Below are 22366 nucleotides of genomic sequence, written 5' to 3'. Positions count from 1 at the left end.
GGTTGCGTTGCTGTCGCTGGGCGGTTGCATGCAGGCAACCCTGGCGCCATCCAACGATGCAAGCATGACGCCGCGCGATCGGCAGTTGCTGGCCCATACGCCGTACGCGCAGGCGAATGTGCCCGAACAATATCTCCGCCATATCGTCGACTATTCGCGCAAGGAGCAGGCGGGGACGATCCTGGTCGATACCGACGCGCGCTATCTCTATTATGTCCTGCCGGACGGAAAGGCGATCCGCTACGGCGTGGCGGTCGGCGAGGAGGCGATGGCGTTTTCCGGTGTGGCACGCGTAGGCCGTATGGCCGCATGGCCGGACTGGATCCCGACGCCGGAGATCCAGGAGCGGTTGGGGCCTTATCCTTCGCGCGTTCCCGGCGGTGCGGCCAATCCACTCGGTGCGCGGGCGCTGTATCTCTACGCCGGCAACAAGGACACGCTGTATCGCATCCACGGCACCAACCAGCCGGAATATATCGGCCAGGCGATCTCGTCCGGCTGCATCCGGATGCGCAACGAGGACGTGATCGATCTCTATGACCGGGTCAAACTCGGCTCGACCGTGGTGGTGTTGCCCCCAGGACGGACCGCGCAAACCGGGGCGGGGGACGGCTTGCGCGGCTAGAGCATATCCAGTCGCATCAAGCTTTAACGCATAGCGGCGGCGGACGGAATCGGCCTCTGCGTTCCGCCATGGAACCTTGAAACGTGAACTGCCTCACAGCGGATTTGCCGCGGGTGCGCTATCCCTCATGGGCTAGCTGCCATCGGAGGCACCATGCAGAAATTCTTTTATCAATTGAATGAGGACGACCGCCGCATTGCGCGAAAATGGCGGTGGGCGAGCGTCGGCTTTTATGGCTCAGTCCTCGCAGGACTGGTCGTGTACGTGGCGCTGCATCGGAATCCGGAGGTGAATTACGCCGCCGTCGATTCCGTGACACATGCGAAGGTCGCGAGCAGTTCAAGCCATTGAGCTTCGAGTGGCTACGCTATTCGTCGGGCCGGGCAATCCGCCATTGCAGGGTGGTGGCGTTGCCATTGGTATCGCCGGGCGCCTTGTCGGCGGGAGACGTATAGAGCGGGCGATAGCGGTAGGCCCACATCTTGCTACCGTCATTGCGGGTGATCACGGTGAAGTCGCCGACGGCCTTGGCGTCGGTCGGCGCCGACAGCGGCGTCCAGCTCTGGGTACATTTGCCGTCGCAGTTCGACGTCTTGCCGCTGGTGTCGCGCTCGTAATAGTAAAGCGTCATCCCCTTGAGATCGACGAGCTTGGGGCCTTGCTTGGTCAGGATCACGCGCGCCGGTGCGGTCGTGGCATCGGGTTTTGGGGGCGGCGGAGCATCCGAGCCATGTCCGTTTGCGAGCGCCTGCCCGGAAAGGAGCAGCGCGGCGGCTGCCGCCATGACGAACCTGAACATCCAAGGCCCCCGATCGCAAAGTTAATCGCGCGTTAAGCGCAGAACGAAGCGACCGTAGCAGCCGAAAGTTAGTTCCAGGTTTCGCCGCGCTGTGACAAATTTGGGCATTGGTTGCAATCGGCGAGGATTTGCCGGAACCCTATCGCGGCATCCAACCGGGGAGATATCCACCATGGCCTTTTCGCTCTACGACGCAACAGTCGCAAATTATCTCCAGATTCTGGGCGCGGTCGGCGGCTTCCTCGACAAGAGCCTTGTCCATTTCAAGGAGAAGGGCATCGATCCGGCCGAAGTCGTGGAAACGCGTCTTGCGCCGGACATGTGGCCGCTGCGTGCCCAGGTGGTCTCGGTCGCGCATCATTCGCGCGGCGCGCTTGCAGCGGCGAGGGACGGGGTGTTCGTCCCGCCGAGCGTCAAGGCCGATCTCGATTACGCAGCGCTTCAGGCGTTGGTGATCGAGGCGCGCGATGAGATCTCCGCTCTGACGCCGGATGCCGTCGATACGCTGATCGGCCGCGATGTCACGTTCAAGGTCGGCGACCGCACGGTGCCATTCACCGCGGAAGGATTTCTGATGTCGTTCTCGCTGCCGAACTTCTTTTTCCATGCGACCACGACCTACGCGATCCTTCGTCACAAGGGCGCGCCGCTCGGAAAACGCGATTTCATCGGCCGGTTGAAGCTGAAGACGTGAGCGCGCTCAGGTCGGCGCCTCGCGCAGCGGCGCTCGGCTGAGCTCGTTGCCTGCGGCGATCGCCTTGCGCAACAGCCGCATCAACTCATTGGCTTCCTTATCGGTCAGACCGCGCAGCATGATCCGCTGCGCCGCCTCGACTGCCGGCGTGATGGCACGCAACGTCTTGCGTCCCTCGTCGGTGATCTCGAGTTCACGCGCGCGGCGGTCGCGGCTGCTGGCGCGACGCTCGGTAAGTCCCTTCTGCACGAGGCGATCGATCACGCCGGTAATCGTCGTGCGGTCGTAGGCGATCAGGCCTGCCAAAGTTACCTGGTCGAGTCCGGGATTAGCCTTGATGGTTGCGAGCGCCGCATATTGCACGGGTGTGAGATCGAAGCCTGCGTCCTCCACCTCGGCAAGGAACACCGCCACTGCGATCTGCTGAAAGCGACGGGCCAGATGGCCGGGCATGTCGTCGTTGTCTTTCACGGGCCTCTCCTTCAGATGGGGGCTATTGACGAGTATACTGATAGTCAGTATGCTGATCAATATTGAAGAAGGGCCTAACAAGGTCCGTTTGCCGCGCAACACGGGAGGAGCAGGTCTCATGCAGTTCCATCTCAACGGCTTTGTGCCGGGCGACCCCGATATCGCCGACCCCGCAGAGCGCATTCAGGCCTCTGGCATGACCGGTTCGGTTCCGGGCGAGGTCGATGTTTTGATCGTCGGTTGCGGTCCGGCAGGCCTTACGCTCGCGGCGCAGCTCGCCGCGTTTCCCGACATCAAGACCTGCATCGTCGAGCAGAAGCCCGGGCGGCTTCTCGTCGGCCAGGCCGACGGCATTGCCTGCCGTACCATGGAGATGTTCCATGCCTACGGCTTTGCCGAGCGCGTGCTCAAGGAGGCCTGTTGGGTCAACGAGACGACGTTCTGGAAATCCGACGACAGGCACAGTGCAAACATCGTGCGCAGCGGACGGGTACAGGACGTTGAGGATGGGCTGTCCGAATTTCCGCATGTCATCCTCAACCAGGCGCGCGTGCATGACGGCTTTCTCGACGTCATGCGCAAGTCGCCGGCGAAGCTCGAGCCCCACTACGCGCGGCGTCTGATCGATCTCCATGTCGATCCCGCGGCGCACGTCGAGGATCACGCGGTGACGGTGAGGCTGGAACGGGTCGATCCCGATCACAAGGGCGAGATCGAGACCGTGAAGGCGCGCTATGTCGTCGGCTGCGATGGAGCGCGCTCCACCGTGCGCAAATCCATCGGCCGTGAGTTGCACGGCGATTCCGCCAACCACGCCTGGGGCGTGATGGACGTGCTCGCGGTGACCGACTTTCCCGACATCCGCTTCAAGGCACTGATCCAGTCGGCCAAGGACGGCAGCATCATCGTCATCCCGCGCGAGGGCGGCTATCTCGTGCGCCTCTATGTCGAGCTGACGACGCTCGACATCGGCGAACGCGTCGCTCACCGCAACATCACCTCCGACGATTTGATCGCCAAGGCGCGCCGCATTCTCAATCCCTACACGCTCGAGGTGAAGGAGATCGCCTGGAGGTCGGTCTACGAGATCGGCCAGCGTCTGACGGACAAGTTCGACGACGTGCCGGACGCGGAGACAGCAACGCGGCTGCCGCGTGTCTTCATTGCCGGCGATGCCTGCCACACTCATAGCCCCAAGGCGGGGCAGGGCATGAATGTCTCGATGCAGGACGCCTTCAATCTGGGCTGGAAGCTCGCCTCGGTCCTGCGCAAGCAGTGCGCGCCGCACCTCCTGCACAGCTATTCGGCCGAACGCCAGGCGATGGCAAAGGAGCTGATCGAGTTCGATCGCGAATGGGCGACGATCCTGGCCTCGGCCAAGGGCGACGGCAAGGCCGCGGATGCGGCGAAGACCCAGGACTATTTTGTCCGCCACGGGCGCTATACCGCGGGAACGGCGACGCATTATCGACCAGGTCTCCTCGCCGGCAACACCACGCATCAGCACCTGGCCAGCGGATTCGTGATCGGCAGGCGCTTTCATTCCGCGCCGGTGATACGTCTCGCCGATGCAAAGCCTCTCCAGCTCGGGCACGTCGCCAAAACCGACGGCCGCTGGCGCATCTTCGCCTTTGCGGGTGCGGGCAATCCCGCGGCCGGCGAGGGCCCGGTTGCCGCGCTCTGCAATTTCCTGAGCCAGGGACGGGAGTCTCCGGTGCGGCGCTATACGCCGGGGGATGCGGATATCGACTCGGTGATCGATGTGCGCGCGGTGTTCCAGCAGGATCATCGCGAGCTCGCCATCGGTGCGATGCCGTCACTGCTTCTGCCGGCGAAGGGACGGTATGGACTTCGCGACTACGAAAAGATGTTCTGCCCTGATCTCAAGGGCGGGCACGACATCTTTGCGATGCGCGGGATCGATCGCAATGCGGGATGCATGGTCGTGGTGCGTCCGGACCAGTACGTCGCACATGTGCTGCCGCTCGATGCCTATGCAGAGCTGGCGGCATTCTTCGACGGCTTCATGTTGCAGCTGAATTGAGCGGCGCGCGATGAATGGCGGATGAATATTGAACCCGTCCGCCAGCGACCTTTTCATCTTTCGGCTCATTCGACGCGATGGCGCGGAACGCTCGTTCCGCTCGAACGTTCGTGCTCGCATGAGGAGGATCACGCCATGAAGCTTAGACTTGTTTTTGCGGCAGCCGTGCTGCTCGCGCCGACTGCCGCGCTTGCGGCGCCCGGCATCGTCACTGCGTCCGTCGGATTGAGGGCAGGGCCGGGGCCCGGCTTTCCGATGGTCGATCGGATTCCCGGAGGCTCCCGCGTCAATGTCCACGGTTGCCTTGACGGCAAGGCCTGGTGCGATGTGAACTGGTCGGATGATCGCGGCTGGGTGTCGTCGCAATACCTCGAATATCTCTACCGCAACCACTACGTCTATCTGCCCGACTATGTCGACGAGGTCGACGTTCCCGTGGTGCCGTTCGTGCTGAACTCGTACTGGTCGAGCTACTATGCCGGCCGGCCCTGGTATCATCGCCGCGATTATTGGACGAATTATTGGACGTCGCATGAGCGCAACGCGACGCGGATGACGCTCGATCCGCGGGCCGCGCGCATCGGCCGCGCCGCGACGCGCGAAGGTGCGATCGCGGTCGGAGGCGGGACCCGCGCCGGCGAAGCCGCGCGTGTGACGCGCGAGCAATCGCAGGCTCGCGAGATCCGTGGTCGCCCGGCGGATGCACAGGCACGGATGACGCATGAGAACGCGAACGCGGTGCGAGCGACGCATGAGAATGCGCGTGCCGCTGTCCGTGAGAACAACCGCGCCGCTGCCCGCGTGCAACCGATGGCGCGGCCGCAGCCGCAGGCCGCGCGCGGTCACGAGGCGCCGCGCATCTCGGCGGCGCCCGCGGCACGTCCCGCGATGCCGCACGTCGCGCAGCCCAATGTCAGCCACGGCTCCCCGATGAATGCACATGCGCAGGCACCGGCTCCGCGTGCAGCAGCGCCCGCGATGCCCCATGCCGGCGGCGGCGGTGCCCCGCACGTCAACGCTGCGCCGCATGGTGGCGGAGCACCGGCCGGCGGACCTCCGGGCCGCGAGCGGCATTGACAAGAGCGAAAGCCCGGCCAAGAGCCGGGCTTTTCCTTTCCGGCCTGCACAATTTGAGGTAATTGCGCAGAGGTAGATTTTATTGAACGTAACAACTTAACCGGATGATTCGCTCGTCCACTCGGGGCAAGGGGCTTACGGGAGGATGACGATGAGACAGCAAGGCCATTCGGAGACGCGCCGGCAAAATGTCGCGATGAAATCGATGTCGAAGGAAGCGAAGCAACTCGCCCGCGTGATTGCAGGCTATCGCGGCTCGCTTCTCGATCTCGACCAGCAGCGGACGAGGACGAAATTGTCCGACGCCGAAAAAGGCATCTTGGACGAGCGGCGCAATAATTTGCTTGTGACGATTGCAGCATTGGAAGACCGCCTCTCGGCGGTGCAGGGATTGATCGACCTCGGCCGGCCGCACGTCATTCGCGTGCACTGACCGCCGCCCAGCGCGTCCGACATCCATAACGTGACGGTTTCGCGTGCCGCGGCGGCGGTCGCGAGGCTGCACGATGCTCTGGACGGCACCAAATTGCCACGCTCCCGGCGAATTGCCGCCAAAGCCCGCTGGCACGTGAGAGGCGGGTGCAGGGGACGTGCGATGGGGACAATCGTGGCTTACAAGATGGTCGCAGAACGCGACAATGAGACGTACAGGTTCGAGCGTGAGAGCCGGCTTGTGATTGTGGCGAAGGCGCGGGTGTGGGCCAGCGAAGGCTGGCAGGTCGTGATTACCGACCAGAATGGCAAGGCCTACGCGCCGGCGGAGTTCGAGGCGTTGCTGGCGGCCTGACGGCCGCTTGATGGGGACAGGGGACTATTTTGACGTCATCTGATCGATCGGGGCGCGGGCTCGTCGCGCCTCTGTTTGGCGTGGCCGCGGCAGTGCTGCTGACCGCGACCATTGCGCGCGCGCAAAATCTCGACGAGGGCAAGCCGCCGCAAAAACTGTTTGCCGATGGTTGCGCGAGCTGTCACCGCAGCCCGCGCGGTCTGGCCAAGGGACGTTTCAGCTTTACGCTCTATTGGTTCCTGAAGGACCATTATGCGAGCAGCGCGGATTCGGCGAAGGCGCTCGCTGCGTATCTTGAGAGCGTCGACAGCCCGCCGGCCGGCAAGCCGCGCGCGGCCGCGAAATCGTCGAAGTCTGGCGCTGTACCTCGGTCGTCGCCGCGGCCGCCGGCATCGGTGCCGCAGAGGTAAACGGCCCTACGCGGCTACCTGCTCAACTCGCGCGCACCTTCGAGGCTCTGGCCGCCTGCGGCTGTTTGGAGCCGCGCGTCTCGCGCGCAGCGGTGTGCCTGGCCGCACGTGCGGCAGCGAGCTTCCGCGCGGCAACCTTCTTGTGCGGCTTCGCCTCGGCTACGGCCTGCTTCGAGGTCGCGCCGCCGCGGCGCGAGACATATTCCTGGCCGTCGATCGGGCCGACATGCGGCGGATCGTGGTCGAGATAGGGCCGTCCGATGCCGAGCGCCTTGCCATTGGCATCGACCCACTTCCACAGTGCCTCTGTGGAGACCCAGCGCTGCGCGCGGTTCTCGCCCTTGACGCTCACGATGTCGGCGGCGAGCCCATGGCCATAGCCGCCACGAGTGCTGCCGCCATGGTACGACCGGTTGGAGGCGGCTTTCAGGCCGCTCGCGATCGACTGGCGATAGTCGTCGCGGAAGGCGCTGGTGATGCCGGGCTCGAGACCGGCCGCCTGCGCGGCGTGCAGCGCGTGGAAGAGCTTGAGCTTGAAGCTGCGGTCCATGCCGCCGATCACGTAGTCCATCAGTGACATCCCGGCCTTGTCCGCGGCCTTTGGATCCTTCCAGGCGAAATCCTCGTCGACGAGCTTGGTGAAGGTCCTCGTGACCGTCACCATCCTGCCACGCCGCTTGATCGTGACGCTGCGGCGGTCCTGCTCCTTGATCGAGTCCTCCTTGGGCGTGCGCTGATAGAGCGCCCAGAGATAGCGGTCGATGCAGACGTCGACGACGAGACATTCGTCCGCGACTTCGAGCGGATCCGGACCCTCGGGCGTCGTTGCCTTCGCGTCAGTCGCGGCGGGCTCAGGCGTGGCCGCGCTGGCTGCGGCGAGCGGCGGCGCTTCAGCAGGCAGCACGTCCGTCGGATCGGCGGAAGCGAGCTTGACGGTCGGCTCGTGCGTTTGTGCAACATCGGCGGCGACAGGTTCCGGTGCGTTTGAAGTCGCCGGTTGCGGCGAAGTTTCCACGGGCGGCATTTGCACGGGATCGACCGACGCAAGCTTCGTGACTGGTTCGGATGCGGTCGCGGCTGGCGTCACATCGGTCGTTGCGCTCACTGCCGGCAGTGCGATCGTCGGCACGTCGATCTCGGCGGCGGGCTCGCTCGCGCTCGTCGCATGCGGGACGTCGGCAAGTTCGGTGTGCGCGACGATGGATTGCGCGGGGAGTTCCGCAGCGAGGTTGGCGCTGCTGTTCTGGATTGCCGCTGGGGCAACTGCGACGAGCCAGAATGCAAACGAGCCCGCGACAACCGCCGCAGGGCACGACACCGCCACGATGAGAGAGCGCTGATCGTTCATCATCCCAGCCTCCGAAGGCTCCCGCCGGAACCCGATGCAACAGCCAAGCATGCGACGCAGCAATTGTTCGGGCGAGGATATGGCAGCGCAATGGCGCAAAAGGCGAGTGTGGAGCTTTTCGGCGCAAGTGTGGCCCGGCGGACACGCGCGGGTTCCATGTGTTTCTCGGAGGGAACGGCCACCGCCAGCTGACGCACGATCGCGATGCGTCGAAACAAGAAGGCCGCCTAACGGCGGCCTTTGAAGTCATGAGTGCAGAGCCAATGAAAGTAGGTACCGCAAAGCCAGCCCCGGGGTTTTCAAAATCCGCACGAGCTCAAACGTCCTGCCCGGTCGTGTCGACCATAATCGAAAATTGTTGCACGCGTAATTACGAAATGCGTGTTGCAACGGAAGAACTGTGACTTCAATTAATGCACACACTTAACGCGCGATGCAGCGCGAGAAATCGTCATGGCCGGGACGCGCCCGGCCATGACGATGTGCAGTTTGTGCCAAAGCGCGCCAGCGTCGCGCGCGATCGCCGACTCTATTTGCCCGGCGGTGTGTAGGCCGCAGCGAGTCGCGAAGCCTTTTCGGCGACCGACTTGAACTCGCCCATCTTCCATGCGCGCACCGTTTCGATCTTCGCCACCGCACCGCTTGCAGCAGCGGCCATGCCGACCGCAATGGCATCGGAGCCGTCGGGCATATCGGTGACAAGAACAGCATCATGCGCGCCGGTGGTCATGAACGCGCCAAGCAGTTTGCCGCCGGCCTTCTCGACCAGCTTGTTGACGACCTCGGAACGATCAGACGGCTTCTCGACGAGCCCCTTCACGCCGGCGTTCGAGTATGAGACGTAGGTGATGAACAATGGCATCGTTCCCTCCGTTGGGTGATGATCGCACAATGAGCTTTTGAAAAAGGCGCCCGCAAGGGCGAGGATCAGGCCTGCCGACGGCATGCAAACTGCCTGAGAACGAAGCGGACTTCGGCATGTCCGGTGTGGCAGCAGCGAGGGACTATAGTCTCTTTTTCCTGCACGACAATGCATCCACCTTGCGCAGAAGGACCGCTCAGCTCTTGCGAAAGGTATCATCTTGGTGGAGCAATTGACGGCTATCGCTGTCGCTCCATCCATCCTCTAAGTCAAATCGCGCACATGCTCGTCATCTCCATTCAAAGCCAGGTCGTTCACGGCCATGTCGGCAATTCGGCCGCCGTCTATCCCATGCAGGCCGAGGGCGTGAATGTCGCGGCGGTGCCCACGACATTGCTATCGAACCACCCGCGCTATCCGACGCTGCGCGGCCGCGTGCTGGATGCGGAGCTCGTGGCCGATCTTCTGGTCGGCGTCGAGGAGCGCGGCCTGATCGAGCGGGCAGGCGTGCTTCTCACCGGTTATCTCGGCTCGGCTGCAAACGCGGAGGTCATCGCCGATTTCGTCGAGCGCGCGCTACGACGAAATCCAAAGCTTATCTATCTCTGCGATCCCGTGATTGGGGACGACGGCAAGGTCTACGTCGTCGACGGTATTTTGGATGTGATCCGCAAGCGGCTGCTGCCGGCCGCGACCTTCGTCGCGCCGAACCAGTTCGAGCTGGAACTGTTGTCCGGTATTGGGGTGAAAGATGCCGCCGGCTTGCTGGCCGCGAGCGCCGCCATCGCGGCGCAGGGCCCGCGAGGCATCATCGCGACCGGCTGCACGCTCGCCGATACGCAAGAAGGGCAGGTGGAGACAATCCTCTGCCAATGCGAAAAGCTGTCGCGCTTTGCGACAGCGCGGTTGCCGATACGTCCGTGCGGGACGGGTGATCTGCTATCGGGGCTCCTGGCGGCGGGCCTTGCGAAGGGAGCCACTGTCGAGATCGCGGTTCGGCAGGCGGTAGATGGGGTATTTGCGGCCCTTTCGCGCACGCATCGCACGGGATCGGAGGAAATCTGCCTTGTCGCGCCGCAAGGTTGAGAAGTGCTAACCTTTTAATCTGCACGTGTCTCGCCGATGATTGCTAAAATGCGGCAAACTTTGGGCCGTCAAGAACAGATACAATTAGAAGGCAAGTTACCCCCGTAATACATTGGGAGCGTTGGGGTTGTTCGGGGCGCGTATCGGGAGAACCTACCCATGGCAAGTGTTGAACAATTGCGAAGAAAGGACTCGGTAAACCTGGTTCAACTTGAGGCGGACATTGCGTCAGTTCGGCAGGGAAGTTCATTAGCTTCAATTGCATTGCCTGATTATGTCGAGCACACGGAGGGTGTCACGCGCGTCGGCGCCCTCAGCGCAGAGGCGGTCATTCGCGATTATGAATCCGCCGCAAAAGAGATTGAAGCAATGGGGGCCGAGTTGATCGGCGCTGCGCAAAAATGCGAGGCGCTGACGGCCCAGGTGCATGATGCGATCGCGTATATGCGCGAAACGGCGGCGGGTTACCGTGAAGAAGGACGCAAGATCTTCAAGAGGATTGAAGAATGCGCCCTGTTCACGGAGGACGTCCGCAAGACATGCGAGCAGGTGAAGCGCAGAATGGAAGCTGCGGGCAGCGTTTCCTCGGAGGAGGATGGGCCGGCCGAGCAGGAGCAGGTATCCGAAAGCGCCTAGGTCCCTCCGGATCCGGTCCCCTTGATCCGAGGGATATGAGACCGCCTTCGGGCGGTCTCTTTTTTTTGCGAGTGCCGGAATACGGCCAGCTAGTGGCGTGTTGCGCGGACTTCGAGCGTGGTCTGGGTGATCCTCGCCACGAAGCCTTCGAGGTTTCCGACCCGCTGTTTGACCAATTGCCCCTGCAGGTCGGCGATTTTCTGCGATTCTGCGACGAAGGCCTCGCAGGCCTGCTTGGCGAATTCCATCTGAAGCTCAAACGCCTCCGCGGGTGAGCGCGCGCTCGCGAGCTTTCCGACGAAGGACCAGGCGTGTTCCAGTGACCTTCTGGTGTAGTCGCCATAGGCATCTGCAATCGACTGAATGCTGACCGGGACGAACTCCGTCGAAGCGGCTGGCACGTCTGCTTGCTCGGCGGCGGATACCTCAGTCGACGGGAACTGCGGTTCGAGGTACGCGCTGGTCTCCAGCTCGGTCGCTTGACTGCTCTCCAAGGCGGGATTCTCCTGCAGGGCGGGATTTTCCTGCGCGGGTTCCTGCAGCTGATCCGTTGCGGTCGCGTGTTGCTCCTCCGCCTTGGTCTGCCTTGCCTTTTTCTTCCGGTTACGCTGGCCGGATTTCCCGGTCGGCTTGGTATGGTCAGCACTCAACATTACAAAATGACTCCCCAATATCGATGAAGCCGCAAGCCTCCGCCGTATTTGCGCTGAAATCGCGATTGCGGCTTGTCGCCGGCGTGGCGGGCCTGTGATGAGATTTGGCTGGATGAACGCGGGCCGGAGAGAATCCCCGCACCAGTGCCATCTGCGAAATCTGCATTGTTGCAATGCAGCAAGATAGGCTACCGCGCTGCAGCATGAGGCCATAACTCCGGATCTCAAGTTCTACCCAGGAGATTCGGTGTGAAGACGATTTCGTTAACCATTGCAGCCGCCGCCATGTCGGTTGCTGCGGCCACTGCTGCTTTTGCCGCGGAGTTGCCGAGCTATGAGGCCAATGGCTTCCCGGCCTCGCCCGTGCAGGTTGGCCTGCTCGGCGCCACCCATGTGAACCAGCAGGCGGCCGTCACCACCGCGCCGTCTCCGCATCAGGTGACTGTGCTGACGCCGCGCGCCAGGGTGAAGACCGCAACGACCGCGCCGGTCACGACCGGCACCGCGCGCTGAGCCAGATCCTAACGGGCAGGGTGGGTTCAGCCGTTGGCCGGACCCATCCTGCGAGCACGATGCAGGCCCAGCCTGGGTCTCGCATATCGTCAAATTGACGGACCTGAATTAACTCAATCGTAGATTGCGCGTCCTATCCGGTTGCGTGCGGGCTATGCCTTGCACAACCGGAAAGGATACTCTTTTGAAGCGCATTTTCGCAAAATTCATCGCTGACGAGTCCGGCGCGACCGCGATCGAGTACGGCTTGATTGCCGCCGGCATCGCGCTTGCCATCATCGAAGTCATTTACGCGCTCGGCACCAATCTGGTTGAGAAGCTCACCGCGCTGGCGACCGCGTTGAAGTAAAGCGGTGAATGCGTAGCCCGGATCATCCGGGCTGCAACCATTCCAGAAATATCGTAAATCAGAAGTTTTGTAAGCGGAGATCCTTCGCCCCGAAAGACCCATCAGCCGAACAGCGCGGCGTAGATCACGTAGAGCCAGCCCAGAATGCCGTGGATGATCGCCCACAGGATCGAATGGTTCTTGGTGTAGGAGATCGCGATGGCGAGGGCCGAACCGAAGCCGACGCCGTATTTGGCGCCCTCGACCCGAACTCCGTAGTAGCGATTGCCATTCATGGTCGTCCTCGCTTTGCAGGTCGTGGGTCCGGGCTTACGCCTTGCGCACGAATTCCGACTTCAAATTCATGGCGCCGATGCCGTCGATCTTGCAGGCGATGTCGTGGCCGTCGGTGGCGTCCTGGAGGCGGATGTTCCTGACCTTGGTGCCGCCTTTGACGACCGATGACGATCCCTTGATCTTGAGATCCTTGATCACGACGACGCTGTCGCCATCGGCAAGCACGTTGCCGTTGGCATCGCGCACGCCCGCTTCCTGCGCTGCTTCCGGCGCCGCCTCAGTCGCCGTGCTCCACTCATGAGCGCATTCCGGGCAGACCCAGAGACCGCGATCCTCGTAGGCATGCTCCGAGTGGCAGCTCGGGCATTTCATGACATCGTCCATCGTCAAGCTTGTCCCCTTCTCAGGCGGGCGCACCGTAGGGGCCGGGGAGGGGAAAGCAAGGGAAATCCGGGCGGTGCGTTGCTCCCATCATCGTGACGCAGCAATTGGCTGATACGGCTTGTGCCCTGCCTCACGAGACATAGCTGAGAGGGAGCGGATTACCGCTTGCGCCTCTTCCAGGTAACATCATCGCATGAGCGAAATCGAAACCCTGTTTGGTGTGTTGCGTCAGTCGGCCGACGAGGACGTCGTCGACATGCTTGAGCGCATGGTGCGGGAGGCGCCGGACCATGCCTTGAACCGCATGAACGCGTTGGACCTCGCAGCAAATGCTGGCCTCGACGAGGAGCGCGTCGTTGCGGGCCTGCTGCACGCGGTGCAGCTCGGCATGGCCGAGATGACCTGGAGCGTGATCTGCCCGAGCTGCGCCGGCGTGCTCTCCGCCAACAAGAGCCTGAAGACCCTCAACAGCCCGCATTATCATTGCGCCTTCTGCGCCGCGGGCCATGAGACGACGCTCGACAATCTCGTCGAGGTGACCTTCACGATCAGCCCGCGCGTGCGCAAGATCGCTGCCCACAATCCCGATGATTTGTCGCTGGCCGACTACTATCGCCAGATCTTCTGGAGCTCGGCCATCGATCTCCCGGGCGACGTGGAGACGCTGCTGCGGGATGTCACGCTGGAGACTTTCGACCTGCCGCCGGGCGAGCGGGCCATCCTGTCCCTGCACGTGCCCGAGGGCACGTTGATCGTGTTCGATCCCGTGACGCACACCGCGCAGTTTCTCGACGTCAAGGGCGAGGAGACGAGCGAGCGGCAAAACCTCTCGATGATCTTCAACAAGGCCGAGACGCCCGCCGAGGCGGTCAGCCTGCGCCCCGGGCCGCTGCGGCTGGCGCTGGATAACCGCACCGACGGCCGTGTGCTGCCCGCGGTGTGGGTCGCGAACAAGGCGCTCGACGATCTCCTGACACGTCGCAAGCCGGCGCTGACGGCAAAGCGCCTTCTCACCAACCAGACCTTTCGCGATCTCTACCGCACCGACACGCTCGCCATCGGCCAGCGCCTGAAGATCCTGAGCCTGACCTTCCTGTTCTCGGACCTGCGCGACTCCACCGGGCTTTACGAGCATGTCGGCGACCTCGTTGCCTTCGATCTCGTCAACGAGCATTTCCGCCTCTTGCAGGAGATCATCGTTTCCGAGCGGGGCGCCATTGTGAAGACCATTGGCGATGCCGTGATGGCGACCTTCGAGACGCCCGACCGGGCCATCGCCGCCGCCATCCGCATGCGCGAGGCGATGAGCGACCTCGGCGCCGAGCGCCAGCATCAGGGCCTGCTGCTCAAGATGGGCATCCACGAAGGCTCGTGCCTCGCCGTCACCCTCAACGGCCAGCAGGACTATTTCGGCCAGACCGTCAACGTCGCCTCGCGCGTCCAGGGGCTGGCCGCCTCACGCGCGATCGTGGTGACGGAGCCTGTGGTGGAGCATGCCGGCGCGCGGACCCTGCTCGAGGCCGGCGGCTTGCAGCCGACGCGCCGCAGCGTTGCCCTGAGCGGCATCGCGGACCGGGTGTCGGTGTACGAGATTCCCTGACGCGGGGAGGGTTGGTGAGACAAAACAAAAAGCGCGGAAAACAACCCCGTCCAAAGTAGCCGATGGCGGGCTGAGGCGAGTGTTGACGACATCCGGGCTTACGCGGCTCGTTATGTACGGCCGTTCAAAACGGACATGATCTCTTTAATGGTTGTTTTGCAGATCGCGCGGCTTGATGCGGCCGCCGCATCCTAAGCGGCCATTTCTAGAAATCATACTGGAGTCCGTCATGCCCGTTGCGCAGAAAGCTGCCATTGCCACCCCGTCACCACGTACGTTCATTGTCAGGCAATTGGCGCTGTTCGCTGCGGCCGTGCTGTTCGTGTTCGTGCTTGGCTTGACCTACGGGCTGGATCTCAGCCCGGGACTTTTCTAAAGCCTCATCGTAGGGACTCACCAATCCGGATAGCCGTAAGGGTCGTCCATGTAGGGCGGGGGCATCCAGGGGCCTCGCGCCGGCCTGGGCCGCCGAGGTGCGGCTACGGGCACGTGCTGGCGCGCAGCGGTATCGTTCTCCCTCATCACGGTCCGGGCGACGGGCTTCGCGGATGACGCAGCAAGCTGCGTTTGCAGCGCCTGGACCTGCGCGGCGAGGCGCGCATTGTCCTGCGCACCTTTCTCCTGCGCCGTCTTGAGCTGTTGAATGACGTCAGCCTGCTCGCGAAGCGATTGCTCGTTGCGGCTCTTCTGTTGCTCGAGCTTTTCGTTGATGCTCGCGAGCGACTGCGTGATGGTCTTGAGCGATTGCGCGAGCTCGGCGGATGTCTGGTCGGTCGGTGGGGCGGCCGCGGGCGGAACGCTGTCTGCTTGCTTGTCTGGTTCCTTTTCCGGCTTCTTTTCCGGTTCCTTTTCCGTGTTTTTCGCGACCGGCGGTGCCGGCACCGACGTCGGCTCATCCGCAGCGGCTAGCTGGACTGCGGGCGGCTGCGCCGAGCTGCGAGCCTCCGATACCTCCGGGCGCGGACTCGTGGCCTGCGGAGACCATCGCGCCATGATCGCCTTGGCCTCATCGCGATATTGCGAGGCGAAGGCAGCACCAAGGATGCCGATCGCCAGCAACAGGCCAACGAAGGCGCGCAGCATGGGCCGATCCTCTTTCAGGCCTTGATGGCGAACCGTGCTCTCCGGCGCCGGAGCTTTGTCCGGGGCAGGGTCGCCCGGCTCAGCATCGGTCTTTGCCTGCGGGGGCGGAGGTGGCGGGCTGTCGCTGCCGCGTTCCAATCCGGAAACCAGCCGGTCCAGCCGTGCAAGCTCTTCATTGGCGCTCTTGATCCGTTCATAGGCCCGCGTCAGCTCGCCATCGGCGCGCTGCGGGCCTTGCTGTTCATCCGGCTTGGCATCATCCGGCTTCGGATCGTCAGGTTTAGGGTCGTGCATCTCAGACACCGAAGCGCTCTCCATCCAGTCGTCAACGGAATGAGTACGGCAGTCCGATCAGGAGGATAGTTCTCGCCGCCGCCCAAGACAACGCGGGCGCGAGGGAGAAATTATGGCGACCTTCGGCCGATCGGCGAGGATTGAACTTCGACAGCGAGCTGCAGTTCGTAACTGCAGTTCGTGGCCCGATCGCCTTAAAGGTGAAATAGCTGCGCGTTGCTCCCCCAGGCATCTTGCGACGTGCTATGCTGTGGCGGGGAGGATGAGCAATGAGGGTCCTTGCTGCGATACTCGCCCTGCTTCTTTCGAGTCCGGCGGCCGCTCAGGACTGCCAGACATGCGCGATGGCCGAGGCCTGCATGAAGGAGTACGTCAAGGCGACGTCAGAGGCGCAAAGAGCCACCAGGCAAGCCATCCGGGACTGGAAGCAGAACCTGGATAGAAAGGCCTCCGCGGAATTGTCCAGCAGAGGCGTAACCGCACTCCAGGACGCGATGGAGACGCAGGTTCGTTCGGAGCTGGAGCGGCTGAAGGACTGCCTGGCGAAGATCAGGTAGGGCGGAGGCGAATGGCGGCAAGCAAGCTCATTCAAAGTCTCGGCAAGACAAGAGAACGTTAAGACTCGCCGACGGCTGATTTGCGCGATTCCGATTCGTTCTTTGAGAACGAAGCGGAGTCGGATGCAGAACAAATGGCTTGAGTGGCCGCAGGCTAATTGCCGTCATCCGCTGCGAGGCGCAGAAACTGCCGCTTCATCGCATTGACCCTCGCGACGTAGCCCGCAACGAGGTGATCGCCGCAGCGCTCGCCGGCCAGCATCTGAAAGTGACGGCGTGCGTAGGCCAGGCCAGGACCCGCACCGCAGAGATGGATGAGCGCGGCCAGATCCTGCTTCTGCTGCGCGCTTGCTTTCACATCGCCCGCGAGGGCGAGAACCGCAGTCACGTTGCGGTCCAGATACACCGATGCCAGCTCGATCGCGTGGCTCGGGATCGCGCGGGTGTAAAGGCTGGTGAACCCACAGCCGGCATCCGTGACCGCGTTGCCGCGGACACAGAACCGCGCGGCCTCGGCATAGGCCGGGTCGGTCATCTGGAAGAGGCCGACGGCGCTGGAGGCGGGCCGGTAGATCGCGAGCGGATTGATGCTCCATCGCCAGCGCCAATAGGTGCGTGCCACCGGATTGCCCGAGCTCTCGATCTGCGCCAGCGCGGCCAGCAATTCGGGCGTGATCGTCGTGGTGGAAAGCTTGCGGAACAGCGGCCCGTATTGCCGCCAATTCTCGGCCGGCTCCTTGTCGAGTGCGTTGCCGACAAAGAAGAACAGCTCGGTCGGCTTGCGGATCATTTGATAGGCGATGTTCAGGAGCGCGATGGTCGCAAGCAGCATCGCGACGCCACACGCGATCCGAAACACGCGCGGTGCCCGCCCGAATGTCTTTCGCATCCACCGGATGCTTCGCCGGAGGTTGCGCAGGCGAGGGAGGAGGCTGTTGCGTTTCCTTGGCATGTTTCCTTGGCAGTGTCCTTGGCAGTCTCCTTGGCATGGCTTTTGGAGGCAGGGTTAATGCGTTGAGCCCATGCGACCATCACCTGCGAAGTCGATGGTATTGCCGTGAAATCTGGCGTCACCGCCCTCCGACACCGTCTAGTTCGCTCCTGGTTCCGCGCTCCAGCGGCCCGATCGAGTCCTTGCGAGAAACAGGCTGCGCCTATAGGTTGCGCTGCAGTAGAGTTAATTTTCCATGAATGGATCGGCTAAAATGACCGCAGTTCGGGGCTTGGCGTCGGAAGGTTTGGCGTCGGAAGAAGGTGCGGACCGGAGAATGCCCCCGGGAGTGCTGCTCGAAGGCCCGGTGGTCGACGCCAAGTTTCTCGATTCCTATATCGCGTTCGGTCTGATGGTCGGTGGCTCGATCGCTGCGCTGGTCTGGGCCTTCTGGCAGGGCATCGGCCGGGTGGAGGTGTCGGTCTTCGTCGGCATGTTCATGCTGACCACGGTCGGGATCGGCTTCATGCATCGCTACTTCGTGCACCGGAGTTTTCGCTGCAGTCCGGTGATGCGAGCGATCTTCGCCGCGATTGCCACGCTGGCGGTGCAGGGCTCGATCCTGAAGTGGGTGAGCAACCATCGCCGCCACCACCTTCACTCCGACAAGCCCGGCGACGTCCACAGCCCGTACTATGACGGTTCCGGCAACCGCTATCTCAGCTTCGTCAAGGGGTTCATGCATGCACAAGGCGGCTGGGTGTGGGACCAGGCGACGACCGATGGCGAATATTACGCCAGGGATATTCTGGCCGACCCGATCTCCATGTTCTTCACGAGGACGCGCTGGTACTGGTACGCGCTGTCGGCGGTGATCATTCCGGGCGCGATCGGCTACGCGTTCGGCGGCGTGCGCACGATGATCGGCTGCGTGTTGTTCTCCGGCCTGTTCCGCAGCTACGTCATGACCATGGCCACCTCGCTGGTCAACTCGGTCTGCCACAGCGACGGCCGCTACGGCTACCGCCGCTTCGAGACCAATGACGGCACGACCAACGAGTTGGTGACGACGATCCTCACCTTCGGTGAAGGGCTGCACAACAACCATCACCGGTTTCCGCGCGACGCCTACATCTCGCACGCCTGGTACGAGATCGACATCAATGGCCTGATCATCCTGGCGCTCGGGAAGCTCGGGCTCGTGCACGACATTTTCGTTCGCCGTGCGTCAGGCGCGGGGGCTGCCGCCGTCGAGACCGCGTTCGACGGCGCCGGCGAAGACCTTGGGTCGTCGGGCGTACGGTAAACCGCCCGATCTTCGCGGAAGCACGTCGGATGGGTTGAGCCCTTGCGAAAACCACCACCCGACCGAGCCTGATGGGTGTCGCTTCCGCCTCCGCTCTTCGAGCTAAGACGGACAAGCAGCTCCTTCCATCCAGCCGGCTTGCTCGAAAATGTGGCTACGAGTGTGAAATAGCACACAGACGGAAGTTGGTCTGTCTGGTTGTGTGGCGCCAATGTTGGCGCTGCCTCCAGCACACTCTGTGAGAGGGGCATGCGGCAATCTCAGGAGCCTCGTCATGTGCGTTCAGAAGCTCACGGCCATGCTTTGCAGCTTTCGCATTGAGTCCACCTTGAGCGGGTGAACCAAAGAGGTTCGGGTGCGCGCAAAACAAGGCGCACAGGGATTTTTCTGGGCCCCGCCGGTGACGGACGGGGCTTTTCATTTGTTTATCTGCCCATGCCTGCCCGGCGGTGGCCCTGCGAAAAAGGACGCAGGGCTCATGTGGGAGTATCTTGCATCGAATTTGGCTCCTGACCTGGTCAAGGGCTTGGTGGCCGGAGGCGCATCTCTGGTTCTTCAAGTCGTTGCCCCCAGGACGCTTCGCGCCTTGAAGCGGGTTCGAGCGCGCTGGCTTGCCCGCAGAGCCGCAAGGAGAGCCGCGCGCAATGCATCGGCGAGCGATGGTGGGTGACGGGGGGTAGCACGTTGGATGGGTTGAGCTTTTTGCGAAACTCATCTTCGTTACTGCGCGCAATCGATGGGTATCGCTTCGCTCCACCATTCCCACGGACTGGATGGATATCGAGGCGATGATCGAGGTGAGGGAGGCCGGTTCGTAGGATGGGTTCAGCTTCCGCGATGTTGATCATCTTCATCGAGCAAATGATGATGGATGTGGCTTCGTTGACCTGCTCTACGCGCTGTGTGGAGATATCACGGCAACGGTAGTTGAATGCACTCTCAACGTTATGCTCGACTGTAACGTTTGCGGTTAGTTCGTGTTGATCGGTTTTCAGGGTTGCGCGGGTTCCAGCGTGCTGGTGCGAAGCCCGTCGGTTAATACATTGGTCATTTCTTTGCAGTCATTTTCACGGCCTCATTCAACAGGGAGGCACCATGTCTGACGTCACCATTCCCGGCGGAAAAATTCGTGCGTTCGTCGAGCGAATCGAGAATCTGGATACCGAACTGCAGGAGTTGAACGAGCAGAAGAAGGAAGTGTTTTCGGAAGCCAAGGCCGAGGGTTTCGATGTGAAGATCCTCAAGGAGATCATCAAGCTGCGGAAGCAGGACGAGGACGAGCGTGACGAGCGAGAAACCCTGCTTGATCTCTACATGAGAGCGATGGAGACGGCGGCGCCGGAACAGGCCGCCAAGGCAGCTTGATGGCAGCCTGATTCAATTCGAGCGAATCCAAACAGTGGCGCGAAGGATGGGCTGAGCACTTGCAAAGCCCATCATCTTCGTGAGGGCTGACGGGTATCGCTTCCGCCCTCGCTCGCCGAGCTACGGCGGACAAGTCATACATCGATTTCCACGCGGTGACCTGCGATGGGAATCGCTTCCGCTCTACCCATCCTACGAGCAGACGCTGAATGATACTTTCGAACTGAGCCTCGCAAGCCGGGAAAGCACATCAACGGGACAAGCCGGAGGGAAACATCATGAGTCACGCACGCGCGATTGAGCATCACAGCGTTCAGCTCAACGGCATCAAGCAGCATTACGTAACAGCCGGTAACGGTCCCGCGGTGATGCTGCTCCATGGCTGGCCGCAAACATGGTATGCGTGGCGTCACGTCATCGAGCTCCTGGCCCCGACCTTCACCGTTGTTGCGCCCGACATACGGGGCTTCGGCTACACGTCCAAGCCTGCCGCTGGATACGACGCGAAGACGATCGCGATCGACCTTGCCGCACTGACCGCGCACTTGAATCTCAAGGACGTCACGGTGATCGGCCACGATTGGGGAGCGGTGTTCGGTTACATCTACGCCGCGTCGTCACCCGACCAAGTCTCAGCTTTGGGTATCGTCGAGATGGCCTTGCCCGGTGTTGGCGTGATCGAACGGGCGATGTCGCCTGTGCCAGGGGGCAATTTTCTTTGGCACATGGGATTTCAGTCCATACCCGATATTCCCGAACTGCTGATCCAGGGCAAGGAGCGACCGTATCTTCGATGGTTCTTGGAACACTTCGCCTATGATCCCTCGGCAATCGACGCCGCCGATCTTGACGAGTATGTCGCGGCGATGACCCAGGCTGGTTCTCTTCGCGCTGGGCTCGCTGTTTACCAGAACTTCTTCGCCACCGCTGAGCAGGTCTGTGCCGCTGCAAAAAATCCGCTGACGATCCCTGTGCGCGCCTTCGGAGGCGAAGCCAGTCTGGGCGAACTCACCCTGATGTCAGTGCGCGCCGTAGCGCCGGGCGCAACCGGCGGCGTCATCGATCATTGCGGTCATTGGGCCCCCGAAGAGCGGCCTGATTTCGTCGCGGACATGATTCGAGAATTAGCTCAGGCGAAATGAGAGGCCCGTGCCGCCTCGGAATTACGGTGACGCATTCAATCTAAGTTGGTAGGCCCGTTGAGTGCACTGTCACTATAATCCGTGACGAGCGAGAAACCCTGCTTGATCTCTACATGAGAGCGATGGAGACGGCGGCGCCGGAACAGGCCGCCAAGGCAGCCTGATGGCAGCCTGATTCCATTCGAGCGAATCCAAACAGCGGCGCGAAGGATGGGCCGAGCACTTGCGAAGCCCATCATCTTCGTGAGAGCTGATGGGTATCGCTTCCGCCCTCGCTCATCGAGCCACGGCGGACAAGTCACCCATCCTACGGGCTACTGCGGCTTGCAGATGACGCTTCGCTCGAGAGCGAAAAGGATAGGTGAGTTGAGTGCACTGTCACCGTAATCCTGCACTTACCTTGAAGTCGTCATTCATTCTTAACCCCGTTATCAGGCGGTTGTTTGAATGCCCGGATTTGGTCCGGCGTCATTTGACTTATCTTTCTGAATAGCCGCATGGAGCGACCCTTCTCCCCCAAGCCTTTCACACGATTCAGTTCGACAACATTCGAACGAATTGTCCTCTTCAGATCCTGAAACTCGTCTTCGTCCAGCTTCATCCAATCTCTGAAGCCGTTAAGGTAGTCATCTGGAGGAGTCAGCGCTCCGCATTCGATTGATGAAATTCTGCCAACCGAGTATCCGAGGCGCGCTGCCTGATCCCCCATTGTTGCGCCCCTTGCGAGACGCAACTCACGGCAGCGATGTCCAAACCTACTAAGAACGCTGGTCATGGCATACTCCGATAAGAGAGGAGCTAACCGTGCAAGTATCGATCTACTTCTTTAGGTATTCAGTCAGGGTCGAGAAACCCGTCTTCTCGAGGAGCGTTTCTAGCTTCATGTCTCCGCGAAATTCTTTCGCGAAGCCGTCGCCGTAGGTTTCTCGCAGAGTATCGACGCGGGTGTTGCCGTTCTTTTGGCGAATTTGTCCATCGGCGTCACGGTGACGCCCGTCGAGGCCCGGCTGCTTGGTCATTTCGTAGCTCCATCCGTTGTTCAACAGAATACGCGTACGCGAGATGCGTGCCCGG

Annotated in this window: 29 protein-coding genes; 18 read left to right on the top strand and 11 right to left on the bottom strand. The window is 62.1% G+C overall.

Annotation, left to right across the window (positions count from 1 at the left end; translation table 11 throughout):
- Nucleotides 1–28: 28 nt before the first annotated feature.
- Both ACV1FX_RS08600 and ACV1FX_RS08595 read left to right on the top strand, forming a co-directional pair.
- On the top strand, nt 29–625 hold the full coding sequence (locus ACV1FX_RS08600; RefSeq protein WP_473117105.1) for a L,D-transpeptidase: 597 nt from the start codon (nt 29–31) through the stop codon (nt 623–625).
- Nucleotides 626–778: 153 nt separating this feature from the next.
- Nucleotides 779–976: a hypothetical protein gene (locus tag ACV1FX_RS08595; RefSeq protein WP_473117104.1), complete on the top strand. Its 198-nt coding sequence runs from the start codon at nt 779–781 to the stop codon at nt 974–976.
- Between the two features lie 16 nt (nt 977–992).
- Here ACV1FX_RS08595 and ACV1FX_RS08590 read toward each other — a convergent pair whose 3' ends face one another.
- Nucleotides 993–1424, bottom strand: a complete 432-nt coding sequence (locus ACV1FX_RS08590; RefSeq protein ID WP_473117103.1) for a COG4315 family predicted lipoprotein — start codon at nt 1422–1424, stop codon at nt 993–995.
- A 172-nt stretch (nt 1425–1596) separates the two neighbouring features.
- On the opposite strand from ACV1FX_RS08590, the gene ACV1FX_RS08585 reads away from it, so the two are divergent.
- Nucleotides 1597–2118: a DUF1993 domain-containing protein gene (locus ACV1FX_RS08585; RefSeq protein ID WP_473117102.1), complete on the top strand. Its 522-nt coding sequence runs from the start codon at nt 1597–1599 to the stop codon at nt 2116–2118.
- Between the two features lie 6 nt (nt 2119–2124).
- Here the strand turns inward: ACV1FX_RS08585 and ACV1FX_RS08580 are convergent, their stop codons facing one another.
- Nucleotides 2125–2589 carry a MarR family winged helix-turn-helix transcriptional regulator gene (locus ACV1FX_RS08580; protein WP_473117101.1) on the bottom strand — a complete coding sequence of 155 codons (465 nt, stop codon included), beginning with the start codon at nt 2587–2589 and terminating at the stop codon, nt 2125–2127.
- Nucleotides 2590–2707: 118 nt separating this feature from the next.
- On the opposite strand from ACV1FX_RS08580, the gene ACV1FX_RS08575 reads away from it, so the two are divergent.
- From ACV1FX_RS08575 to ACV1FX_RS08555, 5 genes are all read left to right on the top strand, one after another.
- Entirely contained in the window at nt 2708–4633 is a 1926-nt protein-coding gene (locus ACV1FX_RS08575) for an FAD-binding monooxygenase (protein ID WP_473117100.1), read from the top strand.
- 135 nt (nt 4634–4768) lie between these two features.
- Nucleotides 4769–5710, top strand: coding sequence for an SH3 domain-containing protein (locus tag ACV1FX_RS08570; RefSeq protein WP_473117099.1), 942 nt, complete (start codon nt 4769–4771; stop codon nt 5708–5710).
- A 145-nt stretch (nt 5711–5855) separates the two neighbouring features.
- The gene (locus ACV1FX_RS08565) at nt 5856–6143 is read left to right on the top strand and encodes a hypothetical protein (RefSeq protein ID WP_371929900.1); all 288 of its coding nucleotides are present in this window, start codon (nt 5856–5858) and stop codon (nt 6141–6143) included.
- 162 nt (nt 6144–6305) lie between these two features.
- Nucleotides 6306–6497, top strand: coding sequence for a hypothetical protein (locus ACV1FX_RS08560; protein WP_473117098.1), 192 nt, complete (start codon nt 6306–6308; stop codon nt 6495–6497).
- A gap of 29 nt (nt 6498–6526) precedes the next feature.
- Nucleotides 6527–6907 (top strand): hypothetical protein, encoded by a 381-nt coding sequence (locus ACV1FX_RS08555; RefSeq protein WP_473117097.1) that lies wholly within the window; start codon nt 6527–6529, stop codon nt 6905–6907.
- A gap of 22 nt (nt 6908–6929) precedes the next feature.
- Here the strand turns inward: ACV1FX_RS08555 and ACV1FX_RS08550 are convergent, their stop codons facing one another.
- Together ACV1FX_RS08550 and ACV1FX_RS08545 are read right to left on the bottom strand one after the other, a co-directional pair.
- Nucleotides 6930–8255, bottom strand: a complete 1326-nt coding sequence (locus tag ACV1FX_RS08550) for a hypothetical protein (RefSeq protein ID WP_473117223.1) — start codon at nt 8253–8255, stop codon at nt 6930–6932.
- 529 nt (nt 8256–8784) lie between these two features.
- Entirely contained in the window at nt 8785–9117 is a 333-nt protein-coding gene (locus tag ACV1FX_RS08545; protein ID WP_473117096.1) for a GYD domain-containing protein, read from the bottom strand.
- 282 nt (nt 9118–9399) lie between these two features.
- Here ACV1FX_RS08545 and pdxY point away from each other — a divergent pair, with 282 nt between their 5' ends.
- Together pdxY and ACV1FX_RS08535 are read left to right on the top strand one after the other, a co-directional pair.
- A complete protein-coding gene (gene pdxY / locus ACV1FX_RS08540; protein WP_473117095.1) occupies nt 9400–10203 on the top strand; it encodes a pyridoxal kinase in 804 nt (267 codons plus the stop codon).
- A gap of 159 nt (nt 10204–10362) precedes the next feature.
- Entirely contained in the window at nt 10363–10839 is a 477-nt protein-coding gene (locus ACV1FX_RS08535; protein ID WP_473117094.1) for a hypothetical protein, read from the top strand.
- Between the two features lie 89 nt (nt 10840–10928).
- Here ACV1FX_RS08535 and ACV1FX_RS08530 read toward each other — a convergent pair whose 3' ends face one another.
- Nucleotides 10929–11492 carry a phasin family protein gene (locus tag ACV1FX_RS08530; RefSeq protein WP_473117093.1) on the bottom strand — a complete coding sequence of 188 codons (564 nt, stop codon included), beginning with the start codon at nt 11490–11492 and terminating at the stop codon, nt 10929–10931.
- 249 nt (nt 11493–11741) lie between these two features.
- On the opposite strand from ACV1FX_RS08530, the gene ACV1FX_RS08525 reads away from it, so the two are divergent.
- Complete coding sequence (locus ACV1FX_RS08525; protein ID WP_473117092.1) at nt 11742–12005, top strand: hypothetical protein; 264 nt, start codon at nt 11742–11744, stop codon at nt 12003–12005.
- A gap of 184 nt (nt 12006–12189) precedes the next feature.
- The gene (locus tag ACV1FX_RS08520; RefSeq protein WP_449382110.1) at nt 12190–12354 is read left to right on the top strand and encodes a Flp family type IVb pilin; all 165 of its coding nucleotides are present in this window, start codon (nt 12190–12192) and stop codon (nt 12352–12354) included.
- Nucleotides 12355–12455: 101 nt separating this feature from the next.
- Here ACV1FX_RS08520 and ACV1FX_RS08515 read toward each other — a convergent pair whose 3' ends face one another.
- Nucleotides 12456–12629 (bottom strand): hypothetical protein, encoded by a 174-nt coding sequence (locus ACV1FX_RS08515; RefSeq protein WP_016840760.1) that lies wholly within the window; start codon nt 12627–12629, stop codon nt 12456–12458.
- 34 nt (nt 12630–12663) lie between these two features.
- On the bottom strand, nt 12664–13014 hold the full coding sequence (locus ACV1FX_RS08510) for a zinc ribbon domain-containing protein YjdM (protein WP_473117222.1): 351 nt from the start codon (nt 13012–13014) through the stop codon (nt 12664–12666).
- 193 nt (nt 13015–13207) lie between these two features.
- Between ACV1FX_RS08510 and ACV1FX_RS08505 the strand changes: the two genes are divergently transcribed.
- Both ACV1FX_RS08505 and ACV1FX_RS08500 read left to right on the top strand, forming a co-directional pair.
- Complete coding sequence (locus ACV1FX_RS08505) at nt 13208–14614, top strand: DUF5939 domain-containing protein (protein ID WP_473117091.1); 1407 nt, start codon at nt 13208–13210, stop codon at nt 14612–14614.
- Nucleotides 14615–14843: 229 nt separating this feature from the next.
- A complete protein-coding gene (locus tag ACV1FX_RS08500; RefSeq protein WP_473117090.1) occupies nt 14844–14990 on the top strand; it encodes a hypothetical protein in 147 nt (48 codons plus the stop codon).
- A 17-nt stretch (nt 14991–15007) separates the two neighbouring features.
- Here ACV1FX_RS08500 and ACV1FX_RS08495 read toward each other — a convergent pair whose 3' ends face one another.
- Nucleotides 15008–15991: a hypothetical protein gene (locus ACV1FX_RS08495; protein WP_473117221.1), complete on the bottom strand. Its 984-nt coding sequence runs from the start codon at nt 15989–15991 to the stop codon at nt 15008–15010.
- A 269-nt stretch (nt 15992–16260) separates the two neighbouring features.
- On the opposite strand from ACV1FX_RS08495, the gene ACV1FX_RS08490 reads away from it, so the two are divergent.
- Nucleotides 16261–16548, top strand: coding sequence for a hypothetical protein (locus ACV1FX_RS08490; protein ID WP_473117089.1), 288 nt, complete (start codon nt 16261–16263; stop codon nt 16546–16548).
- A gap of 154 nt (nt 16549–16702) precedes the next feature.
- Here ACV1FX_RS08490 and ACV1FX_RS08485 read toward each other — a convergent pair whose 3' ends face one another.
- On the bottom strand, nt 16703–17500 hold the full coding sequence (locus tag ACV1FX_RS08485) for a transglycosylase SLT domain-containing protein (protein WP_473117088.1): 798 nt from the start codon (nt 17498–17500) through the stop codon (nt 16703–16705).
- 253 nt (nt 17501–17753) lie between these two features.
- On the opposite strand from ACV1FX_RS08485, the gene ACV1FX_RS08480 reads away from it, so the two are divergent.
- The 3 genes from ACV1FX_RS08480 (at nt 17754) to ACV1FX_RS08470 (ending at nt 21292) form a co-directional block, all read left to right on the top strand.
- Nucleotides 17754–18785 (top strand): acyl-CoA desaturase, encoded by a 1032-nt coding sequence (locus tag ACV1FX_RS08480; protein WP_473117087.1) that lies wholly within the window; start codon nt 17754–17756, stop codon nt 18783–18785.
- A 1095-nt stretch (nt 18786–19880) separates the two neighbouring features.
- Entirely contained in the window at nt 19881–20150 is a 270-nt protein-coding gene (locus tag ACV1FX_RS08475; protein ID WP_473117086.1) for a DUF2312 domain-containing protein, read from the top strand.
- Nucleotides 20151–20428: 278 nt separating this feature from the next.
- Nucleotides 20429–21292 carry an alpha/beta fold hydrolase gene (locus ACV1FX_RS08470; RefSeq protein WP_473117085.1) on the top strand — a complete coding sequence of 288 codons (864 nt, stop codon included), beginning with the start codon at nt 20429–20431 and terminating at the stop codon, nt 21290–21292.
- A gap of 409 nt (nt 21293–21701) precedes the next feature.
- Here ACV1FX_RS08470 and ACV1FX_RS08465 read toward each other — a convergent pair whose 3' ends face one another.
- Together ACV1FX_RS08465 and ACV1FX_RS08460 are read right to left on the bottom strand one after the other, a co-directional pair.
- Nucleotides 21702–22067, bottom strand: a complete 366-nt coding sequence (locus ACV1FX_RS08465; RefSeq protein WP_473117084.1) for a helix-turn-helix domain-containing protein — start codon at nt 22065–22067, stop codon at nt 21702–21704.
- Nucleotides 22068–22110: 43 nt separating this feature from the next.
- Entirely contained in the window at nt 22111–22311 is a 201-nt protein-coding gene (locus tag ACV1FX_RS08460) for a hypothetical protein (RefSeq protein WP_473117083.1), read from the bottom strand.
- Nucleotides 22312–22366: the final 55 nt, after the last annotated feature.

The organism is Bradyrhizobium ingae, assembly GCF_055791185.1.
Note: the sequence above shows the minus strand (reverse complement) of the source record. Positions and strands in the feature narration are given on the sequence as shown.

Coding starts and splice junctions, on each gene's coding strand:
- ACV1FX_RS08600 (WP_473117105.1), top strand. CDS start 29: ATGCAGGCAACCCTGGCGCCATCCAACGATGCAAGCATGACGCCGCGC.
- ACV1FX_RS08595 (WP_473117104.1), top strand. CDS start 779: ATGCAGAAATTCTTTTATCAATTGAATGAGGACGACCGCCGCATTGCG.
- ACV1FX_RS08590 (WP_473117103.1), bottom strand. CDS start 1,424: ATGTTCAGGTTCGTCATGGCGGCAGCCGCCGCGCTGCTCCTTTCCGGG.
- ACV1FX_RS08585 (WP_473117102.1), top strand. CDS start 1,597: ATGGCCTTTTCGCTCTACGACGCAACAGTCGCAAATTATCTCCAGATT.
- ACV1FX_RS08575 (WP_473117100.1), top strand. CDS start 2,708: ATGCAGTTCCATCTCAACGGCTTTGTGCCGGGCGACCCCGATATCGCC.
- ACV1FX_RS08570 (WP_473117099.1), top strand. CDS start 4,769: ATGAAGCTTAGACTTGTTTTTGCGGCAGCCGTGCTGCTCGCGCCGACT.
- ACV1FX_RS08565 (WP_371929900.1), top strand. CDS start 5,856: ATGACGATGAGACAGCAAGGCCATTCGGAGACGCGCCGGCAAAATGTC.
- ACV1FX_RS08560 (WP_473117098.1), top strand. CDS start 6,306: ATGGGGACAATCGTGGCTTACAAGATGGTCGCAGAACGCGACAATGAG.
- ACV1FX_RS08550 (WP_473117223.1), bottom strand. CDS start 8,255: ATGAACGATCAGCGCTCTCTCATCGTGGCGGTGTCGTGCCCTGCGGCG.
- ACV1FX_RS08545 (WP_473117096.1), bottom strand. CDS start 9,117: ATGCCATTGTTCATCACCTACGTCTCATACTCGAACGCCGGCGTGAAG.
- pdxY (WP_473117095.1), top strand. CDS start 9,400: ATGCTCGTCATCTCCATTCAAAGCCAGGTCGTTCACGGCCATGTCGGC.
- ACV1FX_RS08535 (WP_473117094.1), top strand. CDS start 10,363: ATGGCAAGTGTTGAACAATTGCGAAGAAAGGACTCGGTAAACCTGGTT.
- ACV1FX_RS08530 (WP_473117093.1), bottom strand. CDS start 11,492: ATGTTGAGTGCTGACCATACCAAGCCGACCGGGAAATCCGGCCAGCGT.
- ACV1FX_RS08515 (WP_016840760.1), bottom strand. CDS start 12,629: ATGAATGGCAATCGCTACTACGGAGTTCGGGTCGAGGGCGCCAAATAC.
- ACV1FX_RS08510 (WP_473117222.1), bottom strand. CDS start 13,014: ATGGACGATGTCATGAAATGCCCGAGCTGCCACTCGGAGCATGCCTAC.
- ACV1FX_RS08505 (WP_473117091.1), top strand. CDS start 13,208: ATGAGCGAAATCGAAACCCTGTTTGGTGTGTTGCGTCAGTCGGCCGAC.
- ACV1FX_RS08500 (WP_473117090.1), top strand. CDS start 14,844: ATGCCCGTTGCGCAGAAAGCTGCCATTGCCACCCCGTCACCACGTACG.
- ACV1FX_RS08495 (WP_473117221.1), bottom strand. CDS start 15,991: ATGCACGACCCTAAACCTGACGATCCGAAGCCGGATGATGCCAAGCCG.
- ACV1FX_RS08490 (WP_473117089.1), top strand. CDS start 16,261: ATGAGGGTCCTTGCTGCGATACTCGCCCTGCTTCTTTCGAGTCCGGCG.
- ACV1FX_RS08485 (WP_473117088.1), bottom strand. CDS start 17,500: ATGCCAAGGAAACGCAACAGCCTCCTCCCTCGCCTGCGCAACCTCCGG.
- ACV1FX_RS08480 (WP_473117087.1), top strand. CDS start 17,754: ATGACCGCAGTTCGGGGCTTGGCGTCGGAAGGTTTGGCGTCGGAAGAA.
- ACV1FX_RS08475 (WP_473117086.1), top strand. CDS start 19,881: ATGTCTGACGTCACCATTCCCGGCGGAAAAATTCGTGCGTTCGTCGAG.
- ACV1FX_RS08470 (WP_473117085.1), top strand. CDS start 20,429: ATGAGTCACGCACGCGCGATTGAGCATCACAGCGTTCAGCTCAACGGC.
- ACV1FX_RS08465 (WP_473117084.1), bottom strand. CDS start 22,067: ATGACCAGCGTTCTTAGTAGGTTTGGACATCGCTGCCGTGAGTTGCGT.
- ACV1FX_RS08460 (WP_473117083.1), bottom strand. CDS start 22,311: ATGACCAAGCAGCCGGGCCTCGACGGGCGTCACCGTGACGCCGATGGA.